Genomic DNA, 21,354 nt, shown 5'->3' with positions numbered 1-21,354 from the left:
AATTATCTCAAAATCTCTTTGGCCATTAAGATGTCTTGTTGGATCTGGTTTTTAAGCTCTTTTAAAGAATTAAAACGCATGTTGTCTCGTATTTTTTGAACCCAACGCAAAGCGATTTCTTTGGGCGGGTTTTCTATGATAGTGTCAATTGCATGGCATTCTATGGCGAAATTGTGATCCGTGCTTAAGCGATTGCCTATAAAACTCACGCTTTTTTGATAAATCTGATCTTTTATTCTCACCAAACTCGCATACACCCCAAAGCTAGGGAGGATAAAATCTTTGGTTTTGATATTTAAAGTAGGCGCTAATTCTTTATGCCCTAAGCCTTGATCACTAATGACTTCCCCGCACACTTCATAAGGCCTGCCTAAGAGCTTGTTAGCTAAAAGTAAGTCGCCATGACTTAGGGCTAGTTTGATGATTTTAGAATGCACGCTGATGTTTTGGATTTTCACTTCAGGCACAATAATGGTTTTTTCAAAACGCTCTTTTAAAAATAAAGCGTCGTTTTGTCTTCCATGCCCAAACCTGAAATCATAGCCCACCACTAGGCGTTCTAAATTGGGGAATTTCTTTTTTAAAAGCTCTAAAAAATCTAGAGCATTTAATTGTGAAATCTCTTCTAAATACACAAAAAATAAAGGCATCTTAACGAGTTTGGCGCGGTATTTTAAGGGGGTTAAATAGCCCTTAGTGTAATGCTTTTTTTCTATGATTAAAAGGGCTTTGGGATCTTTTAATTCCTTAAAAAGGGCTTGATGCCCTAAATGCAAGCCATCAAATTTACCGATAGCTAGGCTTTTAATCTCAGGCTCGCTTGAAATGGATAAAAAATTCAACATTCCCGTTTTTCCCTTTCACTAAGCTTTCTTGGATCGTTAAGATTTGAAAATCCTTTGTTTTTAAATGGTTTTTAAAGTTTTCTAAAGCGTTTAAAATGGCTTCTTTATCCATTACTACCCCCTTTTTATTGCGTTTTGTGGCTCTGCCCACTTCAAATTGCGGTTTGAAAAGCGCTAAAAATTCACCGCTTAAAGGCGCAATCGCTTCTAAAATACAATATAAAGAAATAAAACTCACATCACAAAGCGCTAAATCAATTTTTTCTGGCGTTTTAAACCCTCTAATATCGCATTCTTCGTAACATTCTATGCGTTGGTCGTTTTTCAAACCCTCATCTAATTGCATTTTCCCCACATCCACGCAAAGCACCTTTTTAGCCCCTTTTAAAAGAGCCACTTGACTAAAGCCCCCCTTACTCGCTCCCACATCTAAAACGACCTTTTCTTTAAAATCTATAAAGTGATTTTCTAAAAAAGCCCCTAATTTTTCCCCAGCCCTGCTAACGAATAGATTTGGAGCGATGAGTTCAATTTGATCACCCTCTTTAACGATAAAAGAGGGTTTAGAAACCACTATTTTATTGACTAAAACTTGATTTTTTAAAACCAACGCTTTAGCTTTTTCTCTGCTATTTGCTAAATGCTGGTTGAATAGGGCGTAATCTAGGCGCATTAAAATTGAGGTAAGGGGACTTGGTAAGCGAAATTAAAAACAATCTTGCCTAAACTATAGGCATCAAGCTCTAATTTGGCTTCTTGCACCGCTAAATAATCCAATTTGTTAAAAGCGAGCAAAAAGGCTCGGCTCCACCGGTTCGTGGTTTCTAAAATGCCATCAAATTCGTCTTTTGTGATTTCTCGCACCCATAAAGGCTCTGAGCCTGTAGGTTTTGTGCCAAAAAGCTCATAAGAAATATAGCCATCATCTATCCAGTCGTTATTTTGCGTGAAAATCTCCACTAAAAAATACTCATGGTCATAGTAAGTGCCGCTATCCACATCGTTTAAATGCGTAGCGATAGCTGTGATGATAGGCACATTATTTTGGGTGATTTCGCCCTTTCTGCTGGCTTGGATCTTTTTTTCTAGAACTAAGTCTAGCGTGTAGGTGTCCTCATTAAAATTGCTCACACACCCCAAACAAAAGAATAAAAACACCAGAAGTGTTGAGAGATTTTTCAAGCCCATTCCTTGCTAAAACCCATGCCATTTTTAGCTAAAATAAAATCTGTATTATAACTAAAAGGGGGTTTTATGCCAAAAAAATGCCGACACTTGCTCCAAACCAGCGATTTAAGCCTAGATGAAATCAAGCTTTTATTGAACAAAGCGAGCGTTTATGCGAACGATTTTAACGCCGTATTTTTAGAAACGAAAGAAAAAATGCACAATAAAATCATCGTGGCGTTATTTTTTGAAAATTCCACCAGAACGGTGTCTAGTTTTGAAATCGCAAGCTTAAGGTTGGGGGCAAAAATAGTGAAATTAAACATGCAAACAAGCTCCACTTCAAAGGGTGAAACTTTGATAGACACTTTTAAAAATATCCATGCCATGCAGCCTGACGCTATCATCACACGGCATGCTTTTTCAAGCGCACCTTTTAAATTAGCTGAATTTTCACAATGCCCCTTGATTAACGCAGGAAGCGGCACAAGCGCTCATCCTACCCAAGCGTTATTAGACTTGCTCACCCTTTATCGGCATTTTGGCAGTTTGGAAAATCTAAAAGGGAAGAAAATCGCTTTTATAGGCGATGTGAAAAATTCAAGAGTGGCTAATAGCAACATTAAATTGCTCCAAAGACTAGGGCTTGAGATCATGCTGTGCGCTCCAAGCTCCATGCTCCCTAGCACTCCTTTAAGAACGACGCATAATATTGAAGAAGCGATAGGATTTGCTGACATCTTAATGAGTTTGAGGACCCAAACCGAACGGCACAACGCGCCCATTTTTGCGAGCTTGAAAGATTACGGCAACGCTTATTGCATCACCCAAAAACGCCTAGAGGCTCATGCTAAAAATAAAGAGGTCATTATTTTACACCCAGGCCCGGTGCATAGGGATATTGATATAGAAAGCGCGGTGTTAGAAGATAGGCGATCTAAAGTTTTAGAGCAAGTCAAAAATGGCGTAGCGATGCGCATGGCGGTGTTGGAGTTTTTGCTATTAGATTGATTGTCAAACTTAAAAATGCTTTTTGGCATTTTTTAAAAAATGGGTTTGGTTGTAAAACGGCACAAAAACCCCACTTTGATTAAATTTTGATTTACTTTATCTCATTTTATGATGAAATTAAAAAAATTTCGTTATAATCTAAAATAGTTGAGTTAATTAAAAGTAAATAAATAGCTTGATTATGCTTCTTTGTTTTTAGATCAGTTAAGAATTGTAGTCTTTAAGATGTATTGGCTATTAAAAGGGAAAAAATGAAAAATAGCGCGCCTTTAAAGAATCAAGTTTTTTGTGGGTTATATGTTTTAAGTTTGAGTGCTTTTTTGCAAGCGTTTGATTATAAAATTGAAGTTTTAGCGGAGTCCTTTTCTAAAGTTGGCTTTAATAAAAAAAAGATTGACATAGCTAGGGGGATTTATCCTACAGAGACTTTTGTAACCGCTGTGGGTCAGGGCAATATTTATGCGGATTTTTTATCCAAAAGCCTTAAAGATCAAGGGCATGTTTTAGAGGGAAAAGTTGGCGGCACAATTGGTGGGATCGCTTATGACAGCACGAAATTCAATCAAGGCGGATCGGTTATTTATAACTACATCGGTTATTGGGATGGCTATTTAGGAGGTAAAAGGGCCTTGCTTGATGGCACGAGTATCCATGAATGCGCGCTTGGTTCTGATGGCAAGGTGATTGATTCTATAGCGTGTGGGAACGCTAGGGCTAATAAAATCCGCCGTAATTATGTGATGAATAACGCTTTTTTAGAATACCGCTATAAGGATATTTTTACGGCTAAAGGAGGGCGTTATCAATCCAGCGCTCCTTATATGAGCTCTTACACGCAAGGTTTTGAAATCAGCGCTAAAGTTAAGGATAAAAATGAGGGAAGCCACAAATTATGGTGGTTTAGCTCATGGGGTAGGGCGTTCGCTTATGGGCAATGGATTTATGATTTCTATTCTCCAAGAACCGTGATTAAAAACGGGCGCACTCTAAACTATGGTATCCATTTAGTGAACTACACTTATGAAAGAAAAGGGATTAGCGTCAGCCCTTTTTTCCAGTTTTCGCCCGGGACTTATTATAGCCCTGGGGTGGTTGTAGGCTATGATAGCAACCCTAATTTTGATGGCGTGGGCTTTAGATCCGAAACCAAAGCTTATATTTTGCTCCCTGTCCATGCCCCCTTAAAAAGGGATACTTATCGTTACGCTGTGAAAGCGGGCACTGCTGGGCAAAGCTTGCTCATTAGGCAACGATTTGATTACAATGAATTTAATTTTGGGGGAGCGTTTTATAAAGTGTGGAAAAACGCAAACGCTTACATCGGCACGACAGGAAACCCTTTAGGCATTGATTTTTGGACCAATAGCGTTTATGATATAGGGCAAGCCTTAAGCCATGTGGTAACCGCTGATGCCGTCTCTGGTTGGGTTTTTGGTGGGGGCGTGCATAAAAAATGGCTGTGGGGGACTTTGTGGCGTTGGACTAGCGGCACTTTAGCCAATGAAGCGAGCGCGGCTGTTAATGTGGGCTATAAAATCAGTAAGAGTTTGACGGCGAGCGTGAAGTTAGAATATTTGGGCGTGATGACGCATTCAGGCTTTACGGTAGGGAGTTACAGGCCCACGCCTGGCTCTAAAGCGCTTTATTCAGACAGGAGCCATTTGATGACAACCCTTAGCGCTAAATTCTAATAGATGGCTTTAAGCTGTTTATTAAAGCGTTAAAAATCCCTTAATAAAAACACTATAATAAGAGTTTAATCAAATCCAAAGGTTAAGCATTTGAAACTCTTTTTTAGGCGTTATTCTAAATATCTTAAAGAGCATTATAAAGGTTTTATAGTGGTTTTATTTTCTTCTTTAGTGGTGGCTTTAAGCACGGCTTGGGGGACTTATTTAGTCAAGCCCACTTTAGATGAAATTTTTATCAATAAAGACACTCACATGCTCAAAATTTTACCTTTTTTAGTGATTTTGGCGTATTTGGGTAAGAGTGGGGGCATGTATTTAGGCACTTATTTCACTAACTTTATTGGGCTTGATATTGTCAAAAAAATACGCAACACCATGTTAGAAAGCCTTCTCAAAATGGAAATGGATTTTTTTAACAGGACTAAAAAGGGCGAATTGATCGCAAGGATCACCAATGATATAGGTTTGATTAGAGCGAGTTTGTCCAATTACCTTTCAGAGAGCCTAAGAGAGGGGCTAACGATTGTGGGATTAGTGGGGGTGGTCATTTATCAAAGCCCTAAATTAGCGTTAGTGGGGCTAGTGATCATGCCACTAGCCGCCATTCCTATCAGTAAAATCATTCGTAAGGTTAAAAAACTCGCTAAATCCCATCAAGAGAGTAACGCCAAAATCACCGCTCGTTTGAGTGAAGTCTTTAACAATGTGGAAGCGATTAAAATTTCTAATGGCGAAAAATTAGAGCATAAGGCTTTTGTGAAAGAAAATGAAGCGTTTTTTAAGATCGGTATCAAAAACATCGCCGTGGCTGAAATTTCTTCGCCTTTAATGGAGTTTTTAGGCTCTATTGCGATAGCGTTAGTGATTTATTTAGGGGGGAATGAAGTGATTAGGGGCCATATTAGCGTGGGGGCGTTTTTTTCTTTCATCACAGCCCTTTTTATGCTTTATACGCCGATCAAACGCCTAACTAGGATCGTTTCTAATTTTCAAGAAGCCTTAGTCGCTAGCGACAGGATTCATGAGATTTTAGAAAGAGAGCCGGCTATTGTTGATGGGGAATTAACGCTAGATGACTCTATACACACCATTGAATTTAAAAAGGTATGGCTGGCTTATGCGCTAGAAGATCAGGAGCGTTATGTTTTAAGCGATATTAGTTTGAAATTCCAACAAAATGAAATCATCGCTCTAAAAGGCGAAAGCGGGAGCGGTAAAAGCTCGTTAGTGAATCTGATCTTACGCCTTTATGAGCCAAGTAGGGGCGAAATTTTCATCAATGATCAAAAAATAGAAAGCATCACTCAAAAATCCTTGAGGGAAAAGATTAGCGTTGTCACTCAAAGGGTGTTTATTTTTAATGGGAGCGTGGCTGAAAATGTGGCGTATGGTTTAGAAATTGATGAGGTAAAAATCAAAGAATGCCTAAAAAAAGCTCAAGCCTTAGATTTTGTGGAAAAAATGCCTCATGGGATAGAAAGCGTTTTAGATGAATTTGGCGCTAACCTTAGTGGCGGCCAACGCCAAAGGATCGCCATTGCAAGAGCTTTGTATAAAGACGCTCAAGTTTTAATCTTTGATGAAGCCACTTCCGCTTTAGACAATCACACAGAAGAGAGCGTCAAACAAAGCATTTTAGAATTGAAACAAAACCGCTTGATCATTCTCATCTCGCACAACCCAAGCACGCTTAAATTAGCCACCAAGCATGTGAAATTAGAGCATGGGCGTTTGATAGAATGTTAAGGGTTTTAAGCGTTGGTATTGCTTTTATTTTACTAGGGTGTCAGTTTTTCAACAAAACGACTCTGCATTTAAAATATAAAGATTACCCCAAAAACAGTGCTTTAAAAACCGCTTTTACTTTAACCCCCCCTAAAATCTTTTTTAACGCCCATTTTGTGCCGCCCTTTTACCAAAAAGAATTTAAAAAAGCACTCGCCCAGCAAATCGCTTATTTTTTAAAAGATAAAAGCGCTTTCACTTTCAATGTTTCAGGCAATGTTTTTTTTTCTTTTGAAGAGAGTCCTAAAGATTTAAAAGCCATTAAAGAAAGGCTTAAAAAGACTATTGAGCCTAACGCTGACCCAAAAGCCGTCATGCGTTTTTTAAACCTTCAAGCGAGCTTGATTTTAGAATGCGTCCCGCAAACCGCTTGCCCGTTTGACACCCTTTTAATCCCCACCGCTTTCAGCGTGCCTGTTTATTACGCTAATCGTTTGGGCGATAACCCCTCTCTTTTTTCCCAAGAGGACAAATCCTACCATAACGCTTTAATCAAGGCCATTAATAAGGCTTACTATTCTCTTATGGAGGGTTTAGAAAAGCGTTTGAACGCTATAGAAAATGCCGAGTGGCTTTAGGGCATGAAAAAGATTGTATTTTTTATTTTTGTCATTTTATTTTCGGTAGGGATTTATTTAGCTTGGCATGTTGTATTGGAAAAAGCCCTAGAATTGAAATTAGTAACCTCAGCTAACGATTTGCTTTTAAAATTGTTTGCGCTTCTTGGCGTTTTTTCCATATTAGTGCTTTTTCAAGGCGTTATTTCTTCGTATAAGAAGCACCAACTCAAACGCATTTTGCAAAAAATAGACGCCATGAACGGCTTTGAATTTGAAGAATATTCCAAAATCTTTTTCACTTCAAAAGGTTTTGAAGTTACAATCACTCAAAAAAGCGGCGATTATGGAGCGGATTTGATTGTAGAAAAAGATGGCGTCAAATGGGCGGTTCAAGCCAAACGCTACTCGCATAAAGTTTCGCCCAAAGCCATTCAAGAGGTGGTCTCTTCTAAAGCTTACTACGCTTGCGAAAAAGCTTGCGTGATCACCAACAGCTACTTCACGCAGGCCGCTCAAAAACTGGCTCAAGCTAACGGAGTGCTTTTGATTGACAGAGACGAATGGATCAAATTTTTGGGTGGGAAAAACTAATCCAAGCAAGATAATTTATATAATGCTTTTATTTTTATGATTTCTTATTTATTTCCTATTAATTTTTTTCGTAATCGCATGCGTTATAATATGAAAATTTAGCATCAATTTTTGTTTGGATAAAGGGGTTCAATGATTCAGTCTGTTCGCATTAAAAACTTTAAGAATTTTAAGAACACTCAAATTGATGGTTTTACCAAACTCAACATTATTACTGGTGGGAACAATGTGGGTAAATCTAATTTATTAGAAGCGTTGTATTGTTTAGTGGGAAAATCCATGCACCCATGCACTAATCTAACAGAAATTTATGACAATATACGCAAAGAGCCTTTAACAACAGAATCAAAGAACTTGATGTTTTATGGTTTAGACACTAAGGAAGAAATACAAATTGTTACAACTTTAGACAACAATCAGACCTTGGATTTGCAAATAAAATTCATAGCCAGTGAAAACCAAAAGGTAATAGAGTCGCAAATAATACCCACAGCAGAACAAACTCAAATGCCCTCTCAGCTCAATTTCACTCTTAAAAAAAATAATGAAGAAATTTATAACGATCATTTGAATATTGCTAAAATTCCTAATTTCCCACCAATTCCTAATCAGTCAGGCTACAATAGGCAATTTAAGAATTTTGAACCTAGTCAATTGCAAAAACTTTTACCCTTTGAAAGCACTACCATAATACCTAGCGATGTTGTTTACAGGCAAGCTCATATGATTCAAGCGGTGAGTAAAATTTGCAGTAACAACCAATTAGAAGAAGAATTAAATAAACATCTTAATCAATTTGATAACAATATCCAATCTATTAGCTTTAATACCAACAACCAACTCAAATTAAAAGTGAAAGGTATAAAAGAAAAAATCCCATTATCTATGTTTGGTGATGGTTTGATTAAATATTTGTATATTGTAAGCACTTTTATTGCCAATAACGCAAAAACGATTTATATTGATGAAGTGGAAAATGGCTTACACTTTTCTCGCATGAGATTATTGTTAAAAAATATTATTGATTTTATCAATAATAATAAAGATGGTAATTTGCAAGTGTTTATGACTACCCACAACCAAGAATTTATAGAAATTTTAGATCAAGTTATCAGAGAAAAGGATTTTGTGCATCAAACTAAGTTGTTTTGCTTAGAACAATACGATGATTTAATTGTTGCAGAGCCTTATTATGGAGAAAATTTAGAATATTATTTTGAAAATGAAGAGAATCTTTTTGGCTAAAGCATCATACTAAGATTAGGATCATTCAATGGCAGATAAAGAAATACTGATTTTTGTAGAAGGTCCAAGCGATAAGGTGTTTTTAGAAGTTTATCTGTATTTTCTAGAAGATATTCCAATCAAAAATTTTAAGGTGCAAAATATAAAAGGAAAAGATAACCTATCTAAACGATTGCTTGAAATTGAAAAATACGATAAAACACTTATCATTTTTGATGCGGATAAAAACTATGAGAGTAATAAAAAAGAGATTTTAACAGTCGTATCAAAAACGAAACAAACTATTTCAGAAGAACAAATCTTTTTATTCCCTAACAATCAAGATGATGGCGATTTAGAAACCCTATTATTAGAAATTGCTGAACACGATGAATTTCTTAAATGTTTTGAAGGATATTTAGAATGCATTAAAAGTAAAGAACATTATAAACCGATTAAAGACATAAGAAAAAATATGCTGTATGCCTATTTAGAAGCGCTTGGATTAGAGAATTTGACCAAGACCAATATAGATGTTTTTGATGATAAAAGTAAAATAAGGAAAGAATATAAAGAATAATATGAAAGATTAAAAGAAGTGATTGATTTTAATTCAAATTCTCTCATTCCCCTTAAAAATTTTCTAGGGCAATTCGCAGAAAATAATCAAAAAACAAATCTTAAGATTTTCTAATTTAACAAAATATATTACAATCACTCAAAAAATATTATTTTTACAAAAAGGCACGTTGTGAAATTGTGGTTTCCTTATTTTTTAGCGATTGTGTTCTTGCATGCATTGGGTTTAGCGTTGCTCTTTATGGCTAATAACGCTTCGTTTTATGCGGCGGCGTCTATGGCTTACATGCTAGGGGCAAAGCATGCGTTTGATGCGGATCATATCGCTTGCATAGACAACACCATTAGAAAGCTCACCCAACAAGGCAAAAACGCCTATGGTGTGGGGTTTTACTTTTCTATGGGGCATTCAAGCGTGGTGATTTTAATGACCGTCATCAGCGCGTTTGCGATCGCTTGGGCTAAAGAGCATACGCCGATGCTAGAAGAAATAGGGGGGGTAGTGGGGACTTTAGTTTCTGGACTTTTCTTGCTCATTATAGGGCTATTGAATGCGATTATTTTAGTGGATTTATTAAAAATCTTCAAAAAATCGCATTCTAATGAAAGCTTGAGCCAGCAACAAAATGAAGAGATTGAACGGCTTTTGACGAGTAGGGGCTTGCTCAATCGCTTTTTTAAGCCCTTATTTAATTTCGTTTCCAAGTCGTGGCATATTTATCCTGTGGGTTTTCTTTTTGGGCTAGGCTTTGATACCGCTAGTGAAATCGCGCTTTTGGCCCTCTCTAGTAGCGCGATTAAAGTGAGTGTGGTGGGCATGCTCTCTTTACCCATTCTTTTTGCCGCTGGCATGAGTTTGTTTGACACATTAGATGGGGCGTTCATGCTCAAGGCGTATGATTGGGCGTTCAAAACCCCTTTAAGAAAAATCTACTACAACATCTCCATCACCGCCTTGAGCGTGTTCATCGCGCTTTTTATCGGGTTGATTGAGCTTTTTCAAGTCGTTAGTGAGAAACTCCATTTAAAATTTGAAAACCGCCTTTTAAGCACCTTACAAAGCCTGGAATTTACAGACTTGGGCTATTACTTGGTGGGCTTATTCGTAATAGCGTTTTTAGGCTCATTCTTTTTATGGAAAATCAAGTTTTCTAAATTAGAGGGCTAGATTTTAAGCTCTCAAATCATCGCTCAACAAATCTTTAAGGCTTTTATTTGAAAAACTTGGCGTAAAGGCTTTAGGGTTTGAAAGGCTTTCGCTCAAATAACCTAATAATTCCTTAATTTCGTTTAATTTTTCTTCCAAATAAGCTTGAAACCCGCCCACATTTTCCAATAAATTCAAAGGATTATCCACAATCATGGAAAAAACTTCATCATTAATGGCAATGTTGAGCTGAGTGTCAAACAAAGGGGAGGCTAAAAACTGGCAATTTTCTACAATTTCTCGCAATTCCTGTTTAATGATGGAAGCTTGCAAAGCGTCTTTATCTTCCAAACCCATGCTCTTATTCAGGAGTTTTTTACAAGCGATTTGCAAAACTTGTAACGCTCCAACGCTCTCGTTTATATTTTTCATGTCCCTACTGAATTTAGCGATTTGTTGGGATTTTTCTATCGCATTGGTTTTGAAATCGCTTGTTTCAACATCGCCCAAATGCTTTTGAAGAGTTTTTAAAATATCCATAAAGAACCTTTTAAATAGAATTGATCATTCACAAGCATTTTTCGTTCCTTTTTCATAGAAACTTCAAAAAACACCCTTAAAAAGGTTTTTAGGTATAATTAGCGATCTTTTAGTTTCAAAGAGTAGAGAGATTGGATGAAAAAAATATGGCTTTTAGTGTGGGGCTTGTATTCTTGGGTGTTTTTGCATGCGATAGAAACGATAGAAAAAGCCCCTACAAATGTAGAGGATAGGGACAAAGCCCCCCATTTGTTGCTTTTAGCAGGGATTCAAGGCGATGAGCCTGGAGGGTTTAATGCGACTAATTTGTTTTTAATGCACTATAGCGTTTTAAAAGGCTTGGTGGAAGTGGTTCCGGTATTGAATAAGCCTTCCATGTTAAGAAATCATAGGGGCTTGTATGGGGATATGAACCGCAAATTTGCCACTTTAGACAAGAATGACCCTGAATACCCCACTATCCAAGAAATCAAATCCTTGATTGCAAAGCCTAGCATGGATGCCATCTTGCACTTGCATGATGGCGGTGGGTATTATCGCCCTGTTTATATTGATGCGATGCTCAATCCTAAACGCTGGGGGAATTGCTTTATTATTGATCAAGATGAAGTTAAGGGGGCGAAATTCCCTAATTTGCTTGCTTTTGCTAACAATACGATTGAGAATATTAACGCCCATTTATTGCGCCCCATTGAAAAATACCATTTAAAAAACACGCACACCGCTCAAGGCGATACAGAAATGCAAAAAGCCCTAACTTTTTATGCGATCAATCAAAAAAAGAGCGCTTTTGCCAATGAAGCCAGCAAAGAACTCCCACTAGAGTCAAGGGTGTTTTACCATTTGCAAGCCATTGAGGGCTTACTCAATCAACTCAATATCCCTTTTAAGCGTGATTTTGAGCTTAACCCTAACAGCGTGCATGCCCTAATCAACGATAAAAGCTTGTGGGCAAAAATCAGCTCTCTGCCTAAAATGCCCCTTTTTAACTTACGCCCTAAACTCAATCATTTCCCTTTACCTAATAACACTAAAATCCCACAAATCCCCATAGAGAGCAACGCTTACATTGTAGGGCTAGTCAAAAACAAGCAAGAAGTGTTTTTAAAATACGGCAACAAGCTCATGACACGATTGTCGCCCTTTTATATAGAGTTTGATCATTCTTTAGAAGAAGTGAAAATGCAAATTGACAATAAGGATCAAATGGTTAAGATAGGGAGCGTGGTTGAAGTAAAAGAGAGTTTCTATATCCATGCTATGGACAATATCCGCGCGAATGTGATTGGTTTTAGCGTTTCTAATGAAAGTAAGCCTAATGAAATGGGCTATACGATTAGATTTAAAGATTTTCAAAAACGCTTTTCACTGGACAAGCAAGAAAGGATCTATCGCATAGAATTTTATAAAAACAACGCATTTAGCGGGATGATTCTAGTGAAATTTGTGTAGGAATGGATAAATCTTACCAAAAGATCTAATAGTGTTTTTTAAGGCAACGCCTGATAAAATATGATAGTCGCAAATAAAGGATAGTGATGCCAGACATTAGAAATCTTGATTTATCATTACCTAACTTAACAGAGAGGTTAAGCAAAATAAGCAACAGACTTTATGTCATGCATTCATCTTGTTCTTTTTCAGCAAGGGAATATCGTGTTTTAGAAAGAATGCATGAGATAATCCAAAAGGGTCCAAAAGGGCTTGGATGGCTTAATACAGCGACTAGACAATGACCTAAAGGATGATTGCTCTCGTATTCTTGTCCCTATTAAATATATATAGGGCTTATGCCTTGTTGACAATATGAAACCTGACGAGTTATGCATATTGTTTATTAAAATCTGTGAACTTATTCGTTCATCATTCAAAAGCCATTTATCTTGTAGCTCTCTTTCTTTTATGGGTGGTGTAATTAGCGGCTTGAATAGGCAGATTTATATGTATAAAAAATTGGAGTAAGAAAAAGGGGAAATACGATAAATTTTTTCTCTTATGGTTATGATAAATCACCATTGAAAGGCGTGAAAACGCCCAAACAAAGCATTAAAAGACAACAACCCTTTTGAATGTTGCGGTATTTAACCCGCTACTTCTATATCGCACTACCTTATTATATTACTTCTTGCCCCGCATCCAATAAGGCTTCCTTAATCAAATCCTGTGTCGCTGGAGCGTCAAATTCTACAACCACGCTCTTTTTTTCCACGCTCGCATCAATAAAGCTCACGCCTTCAATTTCGCCCACAAATTTTTCAATTTTATCCACGCAATGGCTGCAAGTAATGCTTGGCACTTGAAAAGTTACTCTCATTCAATGATCCTTAATTTTAAAATTCCTTAGCCTTTGGGAGTTTAAAACCACACTCATAGAGCTTAAGCTCATCGCTAAACCCGCAATCGCTGGGCTTAACATGATATTAGCCTTATAAAGAACCCCACAAGCTAAAGGGATAAACACGCTATTATAACAAAAAGCCCAAAACAAATTTTCTTTGATATTTTTAATGGTCGCCTGGCTCAATTTAATCGCGTTATAAACCGATTTGATGTCGTTATTAAAGCTCACAATATCCGCTGCTTGCACGCTCACATCGCTCCCTTTAGCCATCACCACCGCCACATCGCTCATAGCAAGGCTAGGAGCGTCATTCAAGCCATCGCCCACCATCATAACGATCTGCCCTTTTTCCTTAAGCTCTTTGATCTTATTGAGCTTGTCTTGTGGTTTAGCGTTACTGATATAGCCATCTATCCCTAATTCAAGCGCGCATTTTTGGACATTCTCTCTATTGTCCCCGCTTAAAAGAAAGGTGTTAATGCCTAATTTTTTGATTTGAGCGATATGCTCTTTCACGCCTTTTTTGGGCAAATCTTCTAAAATAAACGCCCCTAAAAGCTCGTCTTCTTTTTCATTGATCACTCTACCCACAAACACTAAAATCCCATTTTCTTGAATTTCTAGCGTGTTAATAGGGTTAAAAAACTCGCTATTACCGACTTTGATAACCTCTTTAGCGCCTTGATAATCTGTTTTAGCGCTGATGCCAAAACCTGTTTTCACTTTAACTTCACTCATTTCTTTTAAGGGAGCGTCATGCTCTTTGGCGTATTCTACAATCCCTTTAGCAATGACATGTTCGCTGCTCTTTTCAATACTGCTCGCTAAACTCAATAGCTCTAATAATTCTATGTTAGAATGAACGCTTTTAACGACAGGCTTGCCGTTAGTGAGCGTGCCGGTTTTATCAAAAACGATCGTATTGACTAGCCTTGCTTTTTCTAAACTTTTAGCGTCTTTAAAAAATAATCCTAAAGAACTCGCTTTCTGGTTCGCTACTAAAATGCTCATAGGCGTAGCCAACCCCAAAGCGCAAGGGCAAGAAATCACTAAAACCGATACAAACACTTCTAAAGCGGTGTCAAAATTCCACCAAAAATCAGGCTTAGGCGCGATGATGAGCCACACCACAAACGCTAAAACAGCGATAGCGATCACGCTTGGTACAAACACGCTTGAAACCTTATCCGCTAAGCGAGAAATCTCTGCCTTTGAGCTTTGAGCGTTATGGATCATTTCTATAATTTGAGACAAGGTGCTGTTTTTGTTATTTTGCGTGGCTTTCATTAAAAAACTCGTGTTGCTGTTGAGTGTCCCTGAAAAGACTTTATCGCCGACTTTTTTATAAACCGGCAACGCTTCGCCGCTTAACATGCTCTCATCTAATTCCCCTTCGCCCTCTATGATTTCACCATCCACCGCAATCGCGCTTCCAGGGAGGACTTTTAGAATATCCCCCACCACAATGCTATCCACTAAAACTTCAATCTGTTGGTTATTGTGCATTTTAAGGGCGGTTTTTGGGGCGTTTTTCATCAAGGCTTGCATAGCGTCTAAAGCTTTGTCTTTAGAAACATTTTCAATGCGTTTGCCCACCATCACAAACATTAAAATCACGCACACGCTTTCAAAATAATAATGCCCATAAGACCACTGGCTTGTATAAACGAAATACAATTGCCACAAGCTTGAAATTAAAGCAGCGCTTGTGCCTATGGCGATAAGGCTACTCATGTTGGGTTGTCTGTGCCATAAGGCTTTAAACCCTTGAATGTAAAAATCCCTCCCCCAATGCATGACAATGAGCGTGCCTATAAGCTGTAAGCATGCGTTTAAAAAATTACTATGGTTATTAATCGTAAGCAAGCTTTCAGGTAAAAGGCTAGGACTAAGCATCGCCCCCATAGAAAGATACACCACAAAAAGCGTAAAAATAACCGCCAACGCTAATTTAACATTAGGGCTAAAAAATTCTTTTTTTTCTTCCGCTAGAGTTTTTTTAGGGCTATAACCCAGTTTTTCAATGAGTTTAAAAATCTCGTCTAAATTGGTTTCGTTTTCGTTAAATTCAATGTTAGCGCTCTTATTTAAAAGGCTCACTTCTATTTTTTTCACAAAACTCTTACGCCCTAAAGAGCGTTCAATCCCACTAGAACACGCCGTGCAAGTCATTCCCTCTATGTAAAAAGATTCTTTCATGCACTTTTATTTTTATTAAAAATAATTTTTACCATTAAAAAGAGCCACCGAATGATGCCATAAATCAAATACAATCCCATAAACACGCTTAAAGCCTCTAAAGGGCGCACAAACACTAACGATAAAAAAATCAACACTAAGATGAAAAGCTTGAGATTCCATTTGACTTTTTTAAAATTAGGGTAGCGGATATTGCTCACCATAAGCACCCCTAATAAGACAATAAAGCCTAAAAATAACTTTTCGGTATTTCCTTCTAAAAAATGGTATTTGTTATCCAGTAACACGCAAAGCACCACCAATACCGCCGCCGCAGGGATAGGGATACCGATGAAAGAATAGGGGTCGCTTGTGTTGGTGCTGATATTGAATCGCGCTAATCGTATCGCTCCAAAAATCACAAACAACGCGCTCACCGCCATGCCTATGCGCCCAAAATTATACCCCACATAAAAGTAAGTAATAAGACTCGGGGCTACCCCAAAAGCGACTACATCAGCTAGGGAGTCAAATTCAATGCCAAACTTGCTAGTGGTGTTGGTAAGCCTTGCGACACGCCCATCAAGCCCGTCTAAAATAAGACTCGCTACCACTAACCAGCATGCCATGACAAATTGGTAACTGGAAGCGTAAAAAATACTCATCATGCCTAAAAAAATACTGCTAGCGGTGAAAAGATTGGGGAAAAGATAGAGAGGGTTAATAGGCATTAGAGATTCTTTTTAACTTGGCTTTTAGAGTAGGGATAAAAACGATTTTAAAATCAATTATGGGAATAAAAATTTTACAAGCACTAAAAAACTCACAAAAAAAGAGTGTTAAAGCAAATGCTTTGTAACGCTGTTGATAAGCATGGGTTTTTAGAAAACAGAATTTAAAAAAAAGCTTTAAACAAACAGAATGTTTATCATAAGGCTTTAAACCCTTATCAAAAATCTGTTTGCAAGATCGCACTTTTAACTCGCTTGCTCTTCTAAAGGGATCAAACGGCTTTCTAAATTATTGGCGGTCTCGTATTCGCTGATGATTTCACGCACCCTTTCGCCTGTAATGACTTCTTTGTCAAACAATTCTTTGACCATGATTTCAATCGCTTCTCTGTAGTCGCTCAAGGTTTGTTTGACATGCTGATAGCGCTCTTCTAGCAAGTTTTTAATGAAAAGATCCATTTCTTCTGCGGTTTTTTCGCTAAATTCCCTACTGCTTCCATAACCGCCTCCTAAAAAGGCGTTCCGTTGCTTTTCTAACACCATAAGCCCGCTGACACTGCTCATGCCGTAGTAACTCACCATGCCTTTAATAATATCAGTCGCTCTTTCTAAATCGTTGCTCGCACCGGTAGAAATTTCTTCCAAAAAGACTTCTTCAGCCGCTCTCCCGCCCAAAAGCACATCAATTTCAGCGATGAGTTCGTGTTTTTGCATCAAGTATTTGTTTTCTTCAGGCGTGTTAAGGGTGTAGCCTAAAGCCGCCATGCCCCTTGGAATGATAGAGACTTTATTCACCCTAGCGCTCCCTTTAGTCATTTCAGAAATCACGGCATGCCCGCTTTCATGGTAGGCGACGATTTTCTTTTCCTTAGGACTGATGCGCCTGCTTTTCTTTTCTAACCCTGCAATCCCTCTTTCAACCGCTTCTTTTAAATGCTGTTGCCTGACTTCTTTTTGGTTGTTTCTTCCTGCTAAAAGCGCGGCTTCATTGATGATATTCGCTAAATCCGCTCCTGCAAGCCCTGCGGTGAGTTTGGCGACTTCTTGCAAATTCACATCATTAGCGAGTTTCACGCCTTTAATATGCACTTTTAAGATTTCTACCCTGCCATTAAAATCAGGCTTATCCACTAAAACTTGCCTGTCAAAGCGCCCTGGACGCATTAAGGCCGGATCTAAGATTTCAGGGCGATTCGTTGCGGCTAAGACAATCACAGGAGCGTTTTCGCTCCCAAAACCATCCATTTCAGCTAAAAGTTGGTTTAAAGTTTGCTCTCTTTCGTCATTCCCGCTTATCATGCCTCCAGCTGCTCTGCTCTTACCTATGGCATCAATTTCATCAATAAAAATGATGCTAGGGGCTTGTTTTTTAGCGGTTTCAAACAAATCCCTAACCCTGCTTGCCCCTAAGCCCACAAACATTTCAATGAAACTGCTCCCTCCCATAGAGAAAAACGGCACATGCGCTTCGCCGGCCACCGCCTTTGCTAAAAGGGTTTTACCCGTTCCTGGAGGCCCTACTAATAACACGCCTTTAGGGATTTTAGCCCCTAAATTAGCGTATCGTTCGGGGTATTTTAAGAAATCTACGATTTCTACCACTTCTTCTTTGGCTTCTTCATTGCCCGCCATGTCATTAAAACGCACATTGGGTTTTTCAGCGTTAATGAGTTTTTTCGCACTCCCCATGCCAAAAATACCCCCACCCATATTTTTTTGCATGCGGTTTGCCATAAACATCCATAGCCCTAAAATCACTAAAATAGGCATGAGCCACCCTAGCATGTCGGTAAAAAAGTTAGACTCGCTAAAACCAGAATAATTGATTTTTTTCTCGTCTAACAAAGGCACTAAGGTTAGATCAGGCACTCGTTTAGCGATATAAATCACACGATTGTTGCCCTCTTTATGGCTGGCTTTGATCAAAGTTTGACCGATACTCACATTTTCCACTTCATTATTGCTGATGAGCTGTTTGATCTCATGGTAGCTCACATTTTTAGTGCTAGAAGCTAAGAAATTGTCCGAAAAACTGCCATCAGAATTGAAAGAGCGCAGAAAAAAAATGAGTAAAATCCCTCCAAGAACCGCAAGGATAATGGGACTTTGAAAAAAAGGTTTTTTAGGTTCGTTCGTTGGTTTCATCATAATCCTTAATTTATTGGTTGTTTTTTAAGCAATTTTAGAGCGACCCATTCGTTACGCTGTCGCTGTTCTAAAACCTCAAATCCATTATAATAGATCTGTAAAACAGAGTTTAAATGGGTTTCTAAAATCCCTGATAAAATAAGAGTGTGGTTACAAAGCCGCACAAATTCACTATACAAACTCTTAATCACATCAGCGACAAGGTTTGCCACAATAATATCAAAACGCCCTTCAATTTTTTGCGTAGAGCCATAAATGACTTTATCTTGCGCTAATAGGGGTATTTGATTCAAGCTAAAATTTTTTAGGGTTTCTTCAACGGCTAAACTATCCGTATCGCAAGCTACTAAAGCGCTAACGCCTTGTTTTTTTAAGGCGATGCTTAAAATCCCGCTCCCACAACCCACATCTAAGGCGTTTTTGCGTTTTAAATCAAGGTTAGAGAGCAGTTCCAAACACATAGAAGTGCTTTCATGATGACCTGATCCAAAGGCCAAAGCCGGATCGATCATTATGCTATCATCTGTAGCGACATGGCTTGGCTTTTGATGCCAGCTAGGGTGTATGTAAAATTTGGCGCATTGCACCGGTAAAATAGCTTGTTTGTAAGCTTCTAGCCAATCTTTTGAAGCCAAATTGCGTGAAAGGTAGAAAAAATCAAACTCACTTTGCAGGTTTTGCTTTAAGTTCAAACAAAACGCTTCTAACGCCGGAAAAAGCGAATCGCTCAAATTTTTTTGAGAGCGTAAAATAACGAAATTTTTGAGATGCGGGGGTTTTTCTTTTAAATCTTTCTTTAGGGGGTCATGAGTGGCGAAATGATGCCAACTGGATTGGCTTATAAATCCAATGGTTTCTTTATCGTCAAACGCTTTTAAACTTTCTAAGCTTGATTCTTCTAAGGCTAGATGCGTGGCGTCTAAAAGAAAGCTCTCAAAAAGCTCTCGTTCCTTAGGGAAGATAAAGAAAAACTCATAATACATTGGCTTTAACACTCAATCGTTTGTCCCTAAAACAACCTCTAATTTTTCCTTCAAAACTTGGGGGGTAAAAGGCTTCACAATATAGTTATTCACACCCGCTTTCAAAGCCGTAATGACCTCAGCCTTACCGCCCTCTGTGGTGATCATAATAATAGGGATTTCTTTAAAACGGCTGTCGGAGCGCACCTTTTTAACGAGATCCAAGCCGTTCATTTCAGGCATGTTCCAATCTGTAATAAGCACTTTAGTGTCCGCATTAGCGTCTAGTTTTTCCCAAGCTTCCACCCCATGCTCAGCTTCTAAAACATCTTCATAGCCTAAGCGTGAAAGTGTATTTTTAATAATTCTTCTCATAGTTGAGCTATCATCTACTACCAGTAGTTTCAAAGCGCTTCTCCTTTTAAGATTGCATTTAAATTAGATTCTTTTAAACAGCCAAAGCGTCCTAAACGCCTTATAATAATAAATCATTCCAAATAATAGCATGTTTTGATTAAAATTACCTTGACCAACAATAATCATTGGCTAAATGGAGCGTTTAATGAGCGTTCTCATTTGTAAAAAAATTCAGTTTGTTTGCTATCATAATCGTTTAAAAGTAATAAAATAACTTTTGAGTGCGATAAAGGGTCATTGGATGGTTTGAAAAAAGAAAGACAAGGATTTTACAAGCAAGTGTATTATTTAAGAATTTTAATACTGGGTATAAGTTTTTTAAATATTTTAAATGCTGAAAATTTGAGTTACATGTCTTCTTCTTATCAAATAGGCACGGTGTTTATGCGCCCCTTAAACACCAACAAGCTTTTACAAGGGGCTTCAATCCTTCAAGGCTATGAAGTGAATCCTAAAAACGATTGGGCTTATTCTAGGTATTATTTCTTTATAGATTATGGTAATGTGCTTTTCAATAACGATTCCACTTTGCAAGCGAACATGTTCACTTATGGGGTGGGAGGGGATTTTATGGTCGCTTACGCTAAAAACCCTATCAACCGCTGGGCTTTTTTCTTTGGCTTGCAACTAGCGGCTAACACATGGATACTCAATAATAAAGTCAAAGATTTGGTGGTGAATACTTGGGATTCATTGAAAGATTTCAATTTTCACAACACTTATTTTAGGGCTATCGGGAAGTTTGGGGTGCAGTTTCGCACGATCGTTTTGTATCATAAGGTGGATGTAGAAATTGGCATGAAAATCTTTCTAACGCCTGAAAGAAATAGCTTGTTTGAAAGGAGTTTTTTGTTTTTTGTTTCGCACTCGTGGCATTTTTAAGTGGCATTTTTAAAATGGCGGAGAGAGAGGGATTCGAACCCTCGAAGGCTTGCACCTTACACGCGTTCCAGGCGTGCTCCTTCAACCACTCGGACATCTCCCCTTAAAAGGGGCTTATTATAACTAAGATTTGTTTAAAAAGGGCTTATTTTAAAAGGAGTGAATCTTTAGAAATCACGCCATCTATTTGATTTTTAGCGCAAATTTCCCACGACTCTGTATCGTTTAAATCCATAGAAAACAAGATTTTGCTATCTAATAAGTAATTCGTGGCGTGTTGTTGGGCGAGTATCGCTTGTTTAATATCCTTAAAAATGCAATAGAGTGGTTTGAAAGCGTTGAATAAAAAAAAGGTGTCTGTCTCTATCTTGTGCGATAAAAAGATCACGCTAAAATGGACGCTATTTTCACAGCAATACTTAGCTAATTCCAAATTTTTTGGGTGCGCTTCAAAACACACTATATCGTTATTGGTGCTGGAATGAATAGCACCGGTGTCTTTAATGAAAACAAAACGATCGCTAGGGATTAAAGGGTGTCCTAAAATAAGCATGT

General features: G+C 38.0%; 22 protein-coding genes, 1 tRNA gene and 2 pseudogenes. 12 read left to right on the top strand and 13 right to left on the bottom strand.

The genetic code is table 11. The features are described from left to right. Nucleotides 1-2: 2 nt before the first annotated feature. Genes EAL04_RS02210 through EAL04_RS02200 form a run of 3 tightly spaced genes read right to left on the bottom strand, consistent with a single transcriptional unit; the run spans nt 3 to nt 2,033 of the window. Nucleotides 3-845, bottom strand: coding sequence for a bifunctional riboflavin kinase/FAD synthetase (locus tag EAL04_RS02210; protein WP_120972979.1), 843 nt, complete (start codon nt 843-845; stop codon nt 3-5). Beyond that, nucleotides 811-1,518, bottom strand: coding sequence for a 23S rRNA (cytidine-2'-O)-methyltransferase TlyA (gene tlyA, locus EAL04_RS02205; protein WP_120972977.1), 708 nt, complete (start codon nt 1,516-1,518; stop codon nt 811-813). The genes EAL04_RS02210 and tlyA overlap by 35 nt, the downstream gene beginning before the upstream one ends. Beyond that, nucleotides 1,518-2,033: a hypothetical protein gene (locus EAL04_RS02200; RefSeq protein ID WP_000523549.1), complete on the bottom strand. Its 516-nt coding sequence runs from the start codon at nt 2,031-2,033 to the stop codon at nt 1,518-1,520. Before EAL04_RS02200 ends, tlyA begins: the two co-directional genes overlap by 1 nt. Before the next feature lie 66 nt (nt 2,034-2,099). On the opposite strand from EAL04_RS02200, the gene pyrB reads away from it, so the two are divergent. From pyrB to EAL04_RS02160, 8 genes and pseudogenes are all read left to right on the top strand, one after another. After that, nucleotides 2,100-3,023 carry an aspartate carbamoyltransferase gene (gene pyrB / locus EAL04_RS02195; protein ID WP_120972975.1) on the top strand — a complete coding sequence of 308 codons (924 nt, stop codon included), beginning with the start codon at nt 2,100-2,102 and terminating at the stop codon, nt 3,021-3,023. A 251-nt stretch (nt 3,024-3,274) separates the two neighbouring features. Continuing rightward, nucleotides 3,275-4,714 (top strand): outer membrane beta-barrel protein HofB, encoded by a 1,440-nt coding sequence (hofB, locus tag EAL04_RS02190; RefSeq protein ID WP_120972973.1) that lies wholly within the window; start codon nt 3,275-3,277, stop codon nt 4,712-4,714. A gap of 90 nt (nt 4,715-4,804) precedes the next feature. Continuing rightward, nucleotides 4,805-6,460, top strand: a complete 1,656-nt coding sequence (locus tag EAL04_RS02185; protein WP_120972971.1) for an ABC transporter ATP-binding protein — start codon at nt 4,805-4,807, stop codon at nt 6,458-6,460. After that, the gene (locus EAL04_RS02180; RefSeq protein ID WP_120972969.1) at nt 6,454-7,077 is read left to right on the top strand and encodes a neuraminyllactose-binding hemagglutinin family protein; all 624 of its coding nucleotides are present in this window, start codon (nt 6,454-6,456) and stop codon (nt 7,075-7,077) included. Before EAL04_RS02185 ends, EAL04_RS02180 begins: the two co-directional genes overlap by 7 nt. 3 nt (nt 7,078-7,080) lie before the next feature. Beyond that, on the top strand, nt 7,081-7,650 hold the full coding sequence (locus EAL04_RS02175) for a restriction endonuclease (RefSeq protein WP_120972967.1): 570 nt from the start codon (nt 7,081-7,083) through the stop codon (nt 7,648-7,650). Between the two features lie 132 nt (nt 7,651-7,782). Continuing rightward, complete coding sequence (locus tag EAL04_RS02170) at nt 7,783-8,895, top strand: ATP/GTP phosphatase (RefSeq protein WP_120972965.1); 1,113 nt, start codon at nt 7,783-7,785, stop codon at nt 8,893-8,895. Between the two features lie 28 nt (nt 8,896-8,923). Then, nucleotides 8,924-9,568 (top strand): annotated as a pseudogene (locus tag EAL04_RS02165) (DUF3226 domain-containing protein). 57 nt (nt 9,569-9,625) lie between these two features. Next, a complete protein-coding gene (locus tag EAL04_RS02160; RefSeq protein WP_097715624.1) occupies nt 9,626-10,621 on the top strand; it encodes a HoxN/HupN/NixA family nickel/cobalt transporter in 996 nt (331 codons plus the stop codon). A gap of 3 nt (nt 10,622-10,624) precedes the next feature. Here EAL04_RS02160 and EAL04_RS02155 read toward each other — a convergent pair whose 3' ends face one another. Further along, entirely contained in the window at nt 10,625-11,140 is a 516-nt protein-coding gene (locus tag EAL04_RS02155; RefSeq protein ID WP_120972961.1) for a flagellar FLiS export co-chaperone, read from the bottom strand. A 135-nt stretch (nt 11,141-11,275) separates the two neighbouring features. On the opposite strand from EAL04_RS02155, the gene csd4 reads away from it, so the two are divergent. From csd4 to EAL04_RS08055, 3 genes and pseudogenes are all read left to right on the top strand, one after another. Then, nucleotides 11,276-12,592: a DL-carboxypeptidase Csd4 gene (gene csd4 / locus EAL04_RS02150; protein ID WP_120972959.1), complete on the top strand. Its 1,317-nt coding sequence runs from the start codon at nt 11,276-11,278 to the stop codon at nt 12,590-12,592. Nucleotides 12,593-12,678: 86 nt separating this feature from the next. Continuing rightward, nucleotides 12,679-12,876: a hypothetical protein gene (locus EAL04_RS07885; protein WP_162982454.1), complete on the top strand. Its 198-nt coding sequence runs from the start codon at nt 12,679-12,681 to the stop codon at nt 12,874-12,876. Continuing rightward, a pseudogene (locus tag EAL04_RS08055) lies at nt 12,845-13,102 on the top strand (hypothetical protein). Before EAL04_RS07885 ends, EAL04_RS08055 begins: the two are co-directional and overlap by 32 nt. Before the next feature lie 151 nt (nt 13,103-13,253). Here EAL04_RS08055 and copP read toward each other — a convergent pair. From copP to EAL04_RS02115, 7 genes are read right to left on the bottom strand one after another with little or no spacing between them, the layout of a single operon-like run. Beyond that, entirely contained in the window at nt 13,254-13,454 is a 201-nt protein-coding gene (gene copP / locus EAL04_RS02145; protein ID WP_001266710.1) for a copper-binding metallochaperone CopP, read from the bottom strand. Then, nucleotides 13,455-15,680 (bottom strand): copper-translocating P-type ATPase CopA, encoded by a 2,226-nt coding sequence (copA, locus tag EAL04_RS02140; RefSeq protein WP_120972957.1) that lies wholly within the window; start codon nt 15,678-15,680, stop codon nt 13,455-13,457. Beyond that, a complete protein-coding gene (gene pssA / locus EAL04_RS02135) occupies nt 15,677-16,390 on the bottom strand; it encodes a CDP-diacylglycerol--serine O-phosphatidyltransferase (protein WP_001122213.1) in 714 nt (237 codons plus the stop codon). Before pssA ends, copA begins: the two co-directional genes overlap by 4 nt. Further along, nucleotides 16,380-16,634 (bottom strand): hypothetical protein, encoded by a 255-nt coding sequence (locus EAL04_RS02130; protein ID WP_120972955.1) that lies wholly within the window; start codon nt 16,632-16,634, stop codon nt 16,380-16,382. The genes pssA and EAL04_RS02130 overlap by 11 nt, the downstream gene beginning before the upstream one ends. Before the next feature lie 2 nt (nt 16,635-16,636). Further along, complete coding sequence (gene ftsH, locus EAL04_RS02125) at nt 16,637-18,535, bottom strand: ATP-dependent zinc metalloprotease FtsH (protein ID WP_120972953.1); 1,899 nt, start codon at nt 18,533-18,535, stop codon at nt 16,637-16,639. Between the two features lie 8 nt (nt 18,536-18,543). Next, nucleotides 18,544-19,521, bottom strand: coding sequence for a 50S ribosomal protein L11 methyltransferase (prmA, locus tag EAL04_RS02120; protein ID WP_162982458.1), 978 nt, complete (start codon nt 19,519-19,521; stop codon nt 18,544-18,546). A gap of 12 nt (nt 19,522-19,533) precedes the next feature. After that, nucleotides 19,534-19,908 (bottom strand): chemotaxis response regulator CheY, encoded by a 375-nt coding sequence (locus EAL04_RS02115; RefSeq protein ID WP_000772151.1) that lies wholly within the window; start codon nt 19,906-19,908, stop codon nt 19,534-19,536. 246 nt (nt 19,909-20,154) lie between these two features. Between EAL04_RS02115 and EAL04_RS02110 the strand changes: the two genes are divergently transcribed. Beyond that, the gene (locus EAL04_RS02110; RefSeq protein WP_120972949.1) at nt 20,155-20,799 is read left to right on the top strand and encodes an outer membrane protein; all 645 of its coding nucleotides are present in this window, start codon (nt 20,155-20,157) and stop codon (nt 20,797-20,799) included. Nucleotides 20,800-20,814: 15 nt separating this feature from the next. On the opposite strand, the gene EAL04_RS02105 is transcribed toward EAL04_RS02110, so the two are convergent. Further along, nucleotides 20,815-20,902, bottom strand: a tRNA-Ser gene (locus EAL04_RS02105). Nucleotides 20,903-20,944: 42 nt separating this feature from the next. Then, complete coding sequence (locus tag EAL04_RS02100) at nt 20,945-21,352, bottom strand: hypothetical protein (protein WP_120972947.1); 408 nt, start codon at nt 21,350-21,352, stop codon at nt 20,945-20,947. Nucleotides 21,353-21,354 lie beyond the last annotated feature (2 nt).

It is taken from the genome of Helicobacter pylori (genome assembly GCF_003638305.1).
GTDB classification, from domain to species: domain Bacteria; phylum Campylobacterota; class Campylobacteria; order Campylobacterales; family Helicobacteraceae; genus Helicobacter; species Helicobacter pylori_DJ.
The sequence above is the reverse complement of the archived record's forward strand: the minus strand, read 5'-3'. Positions and strand labels throughout refer to the sequence as shown.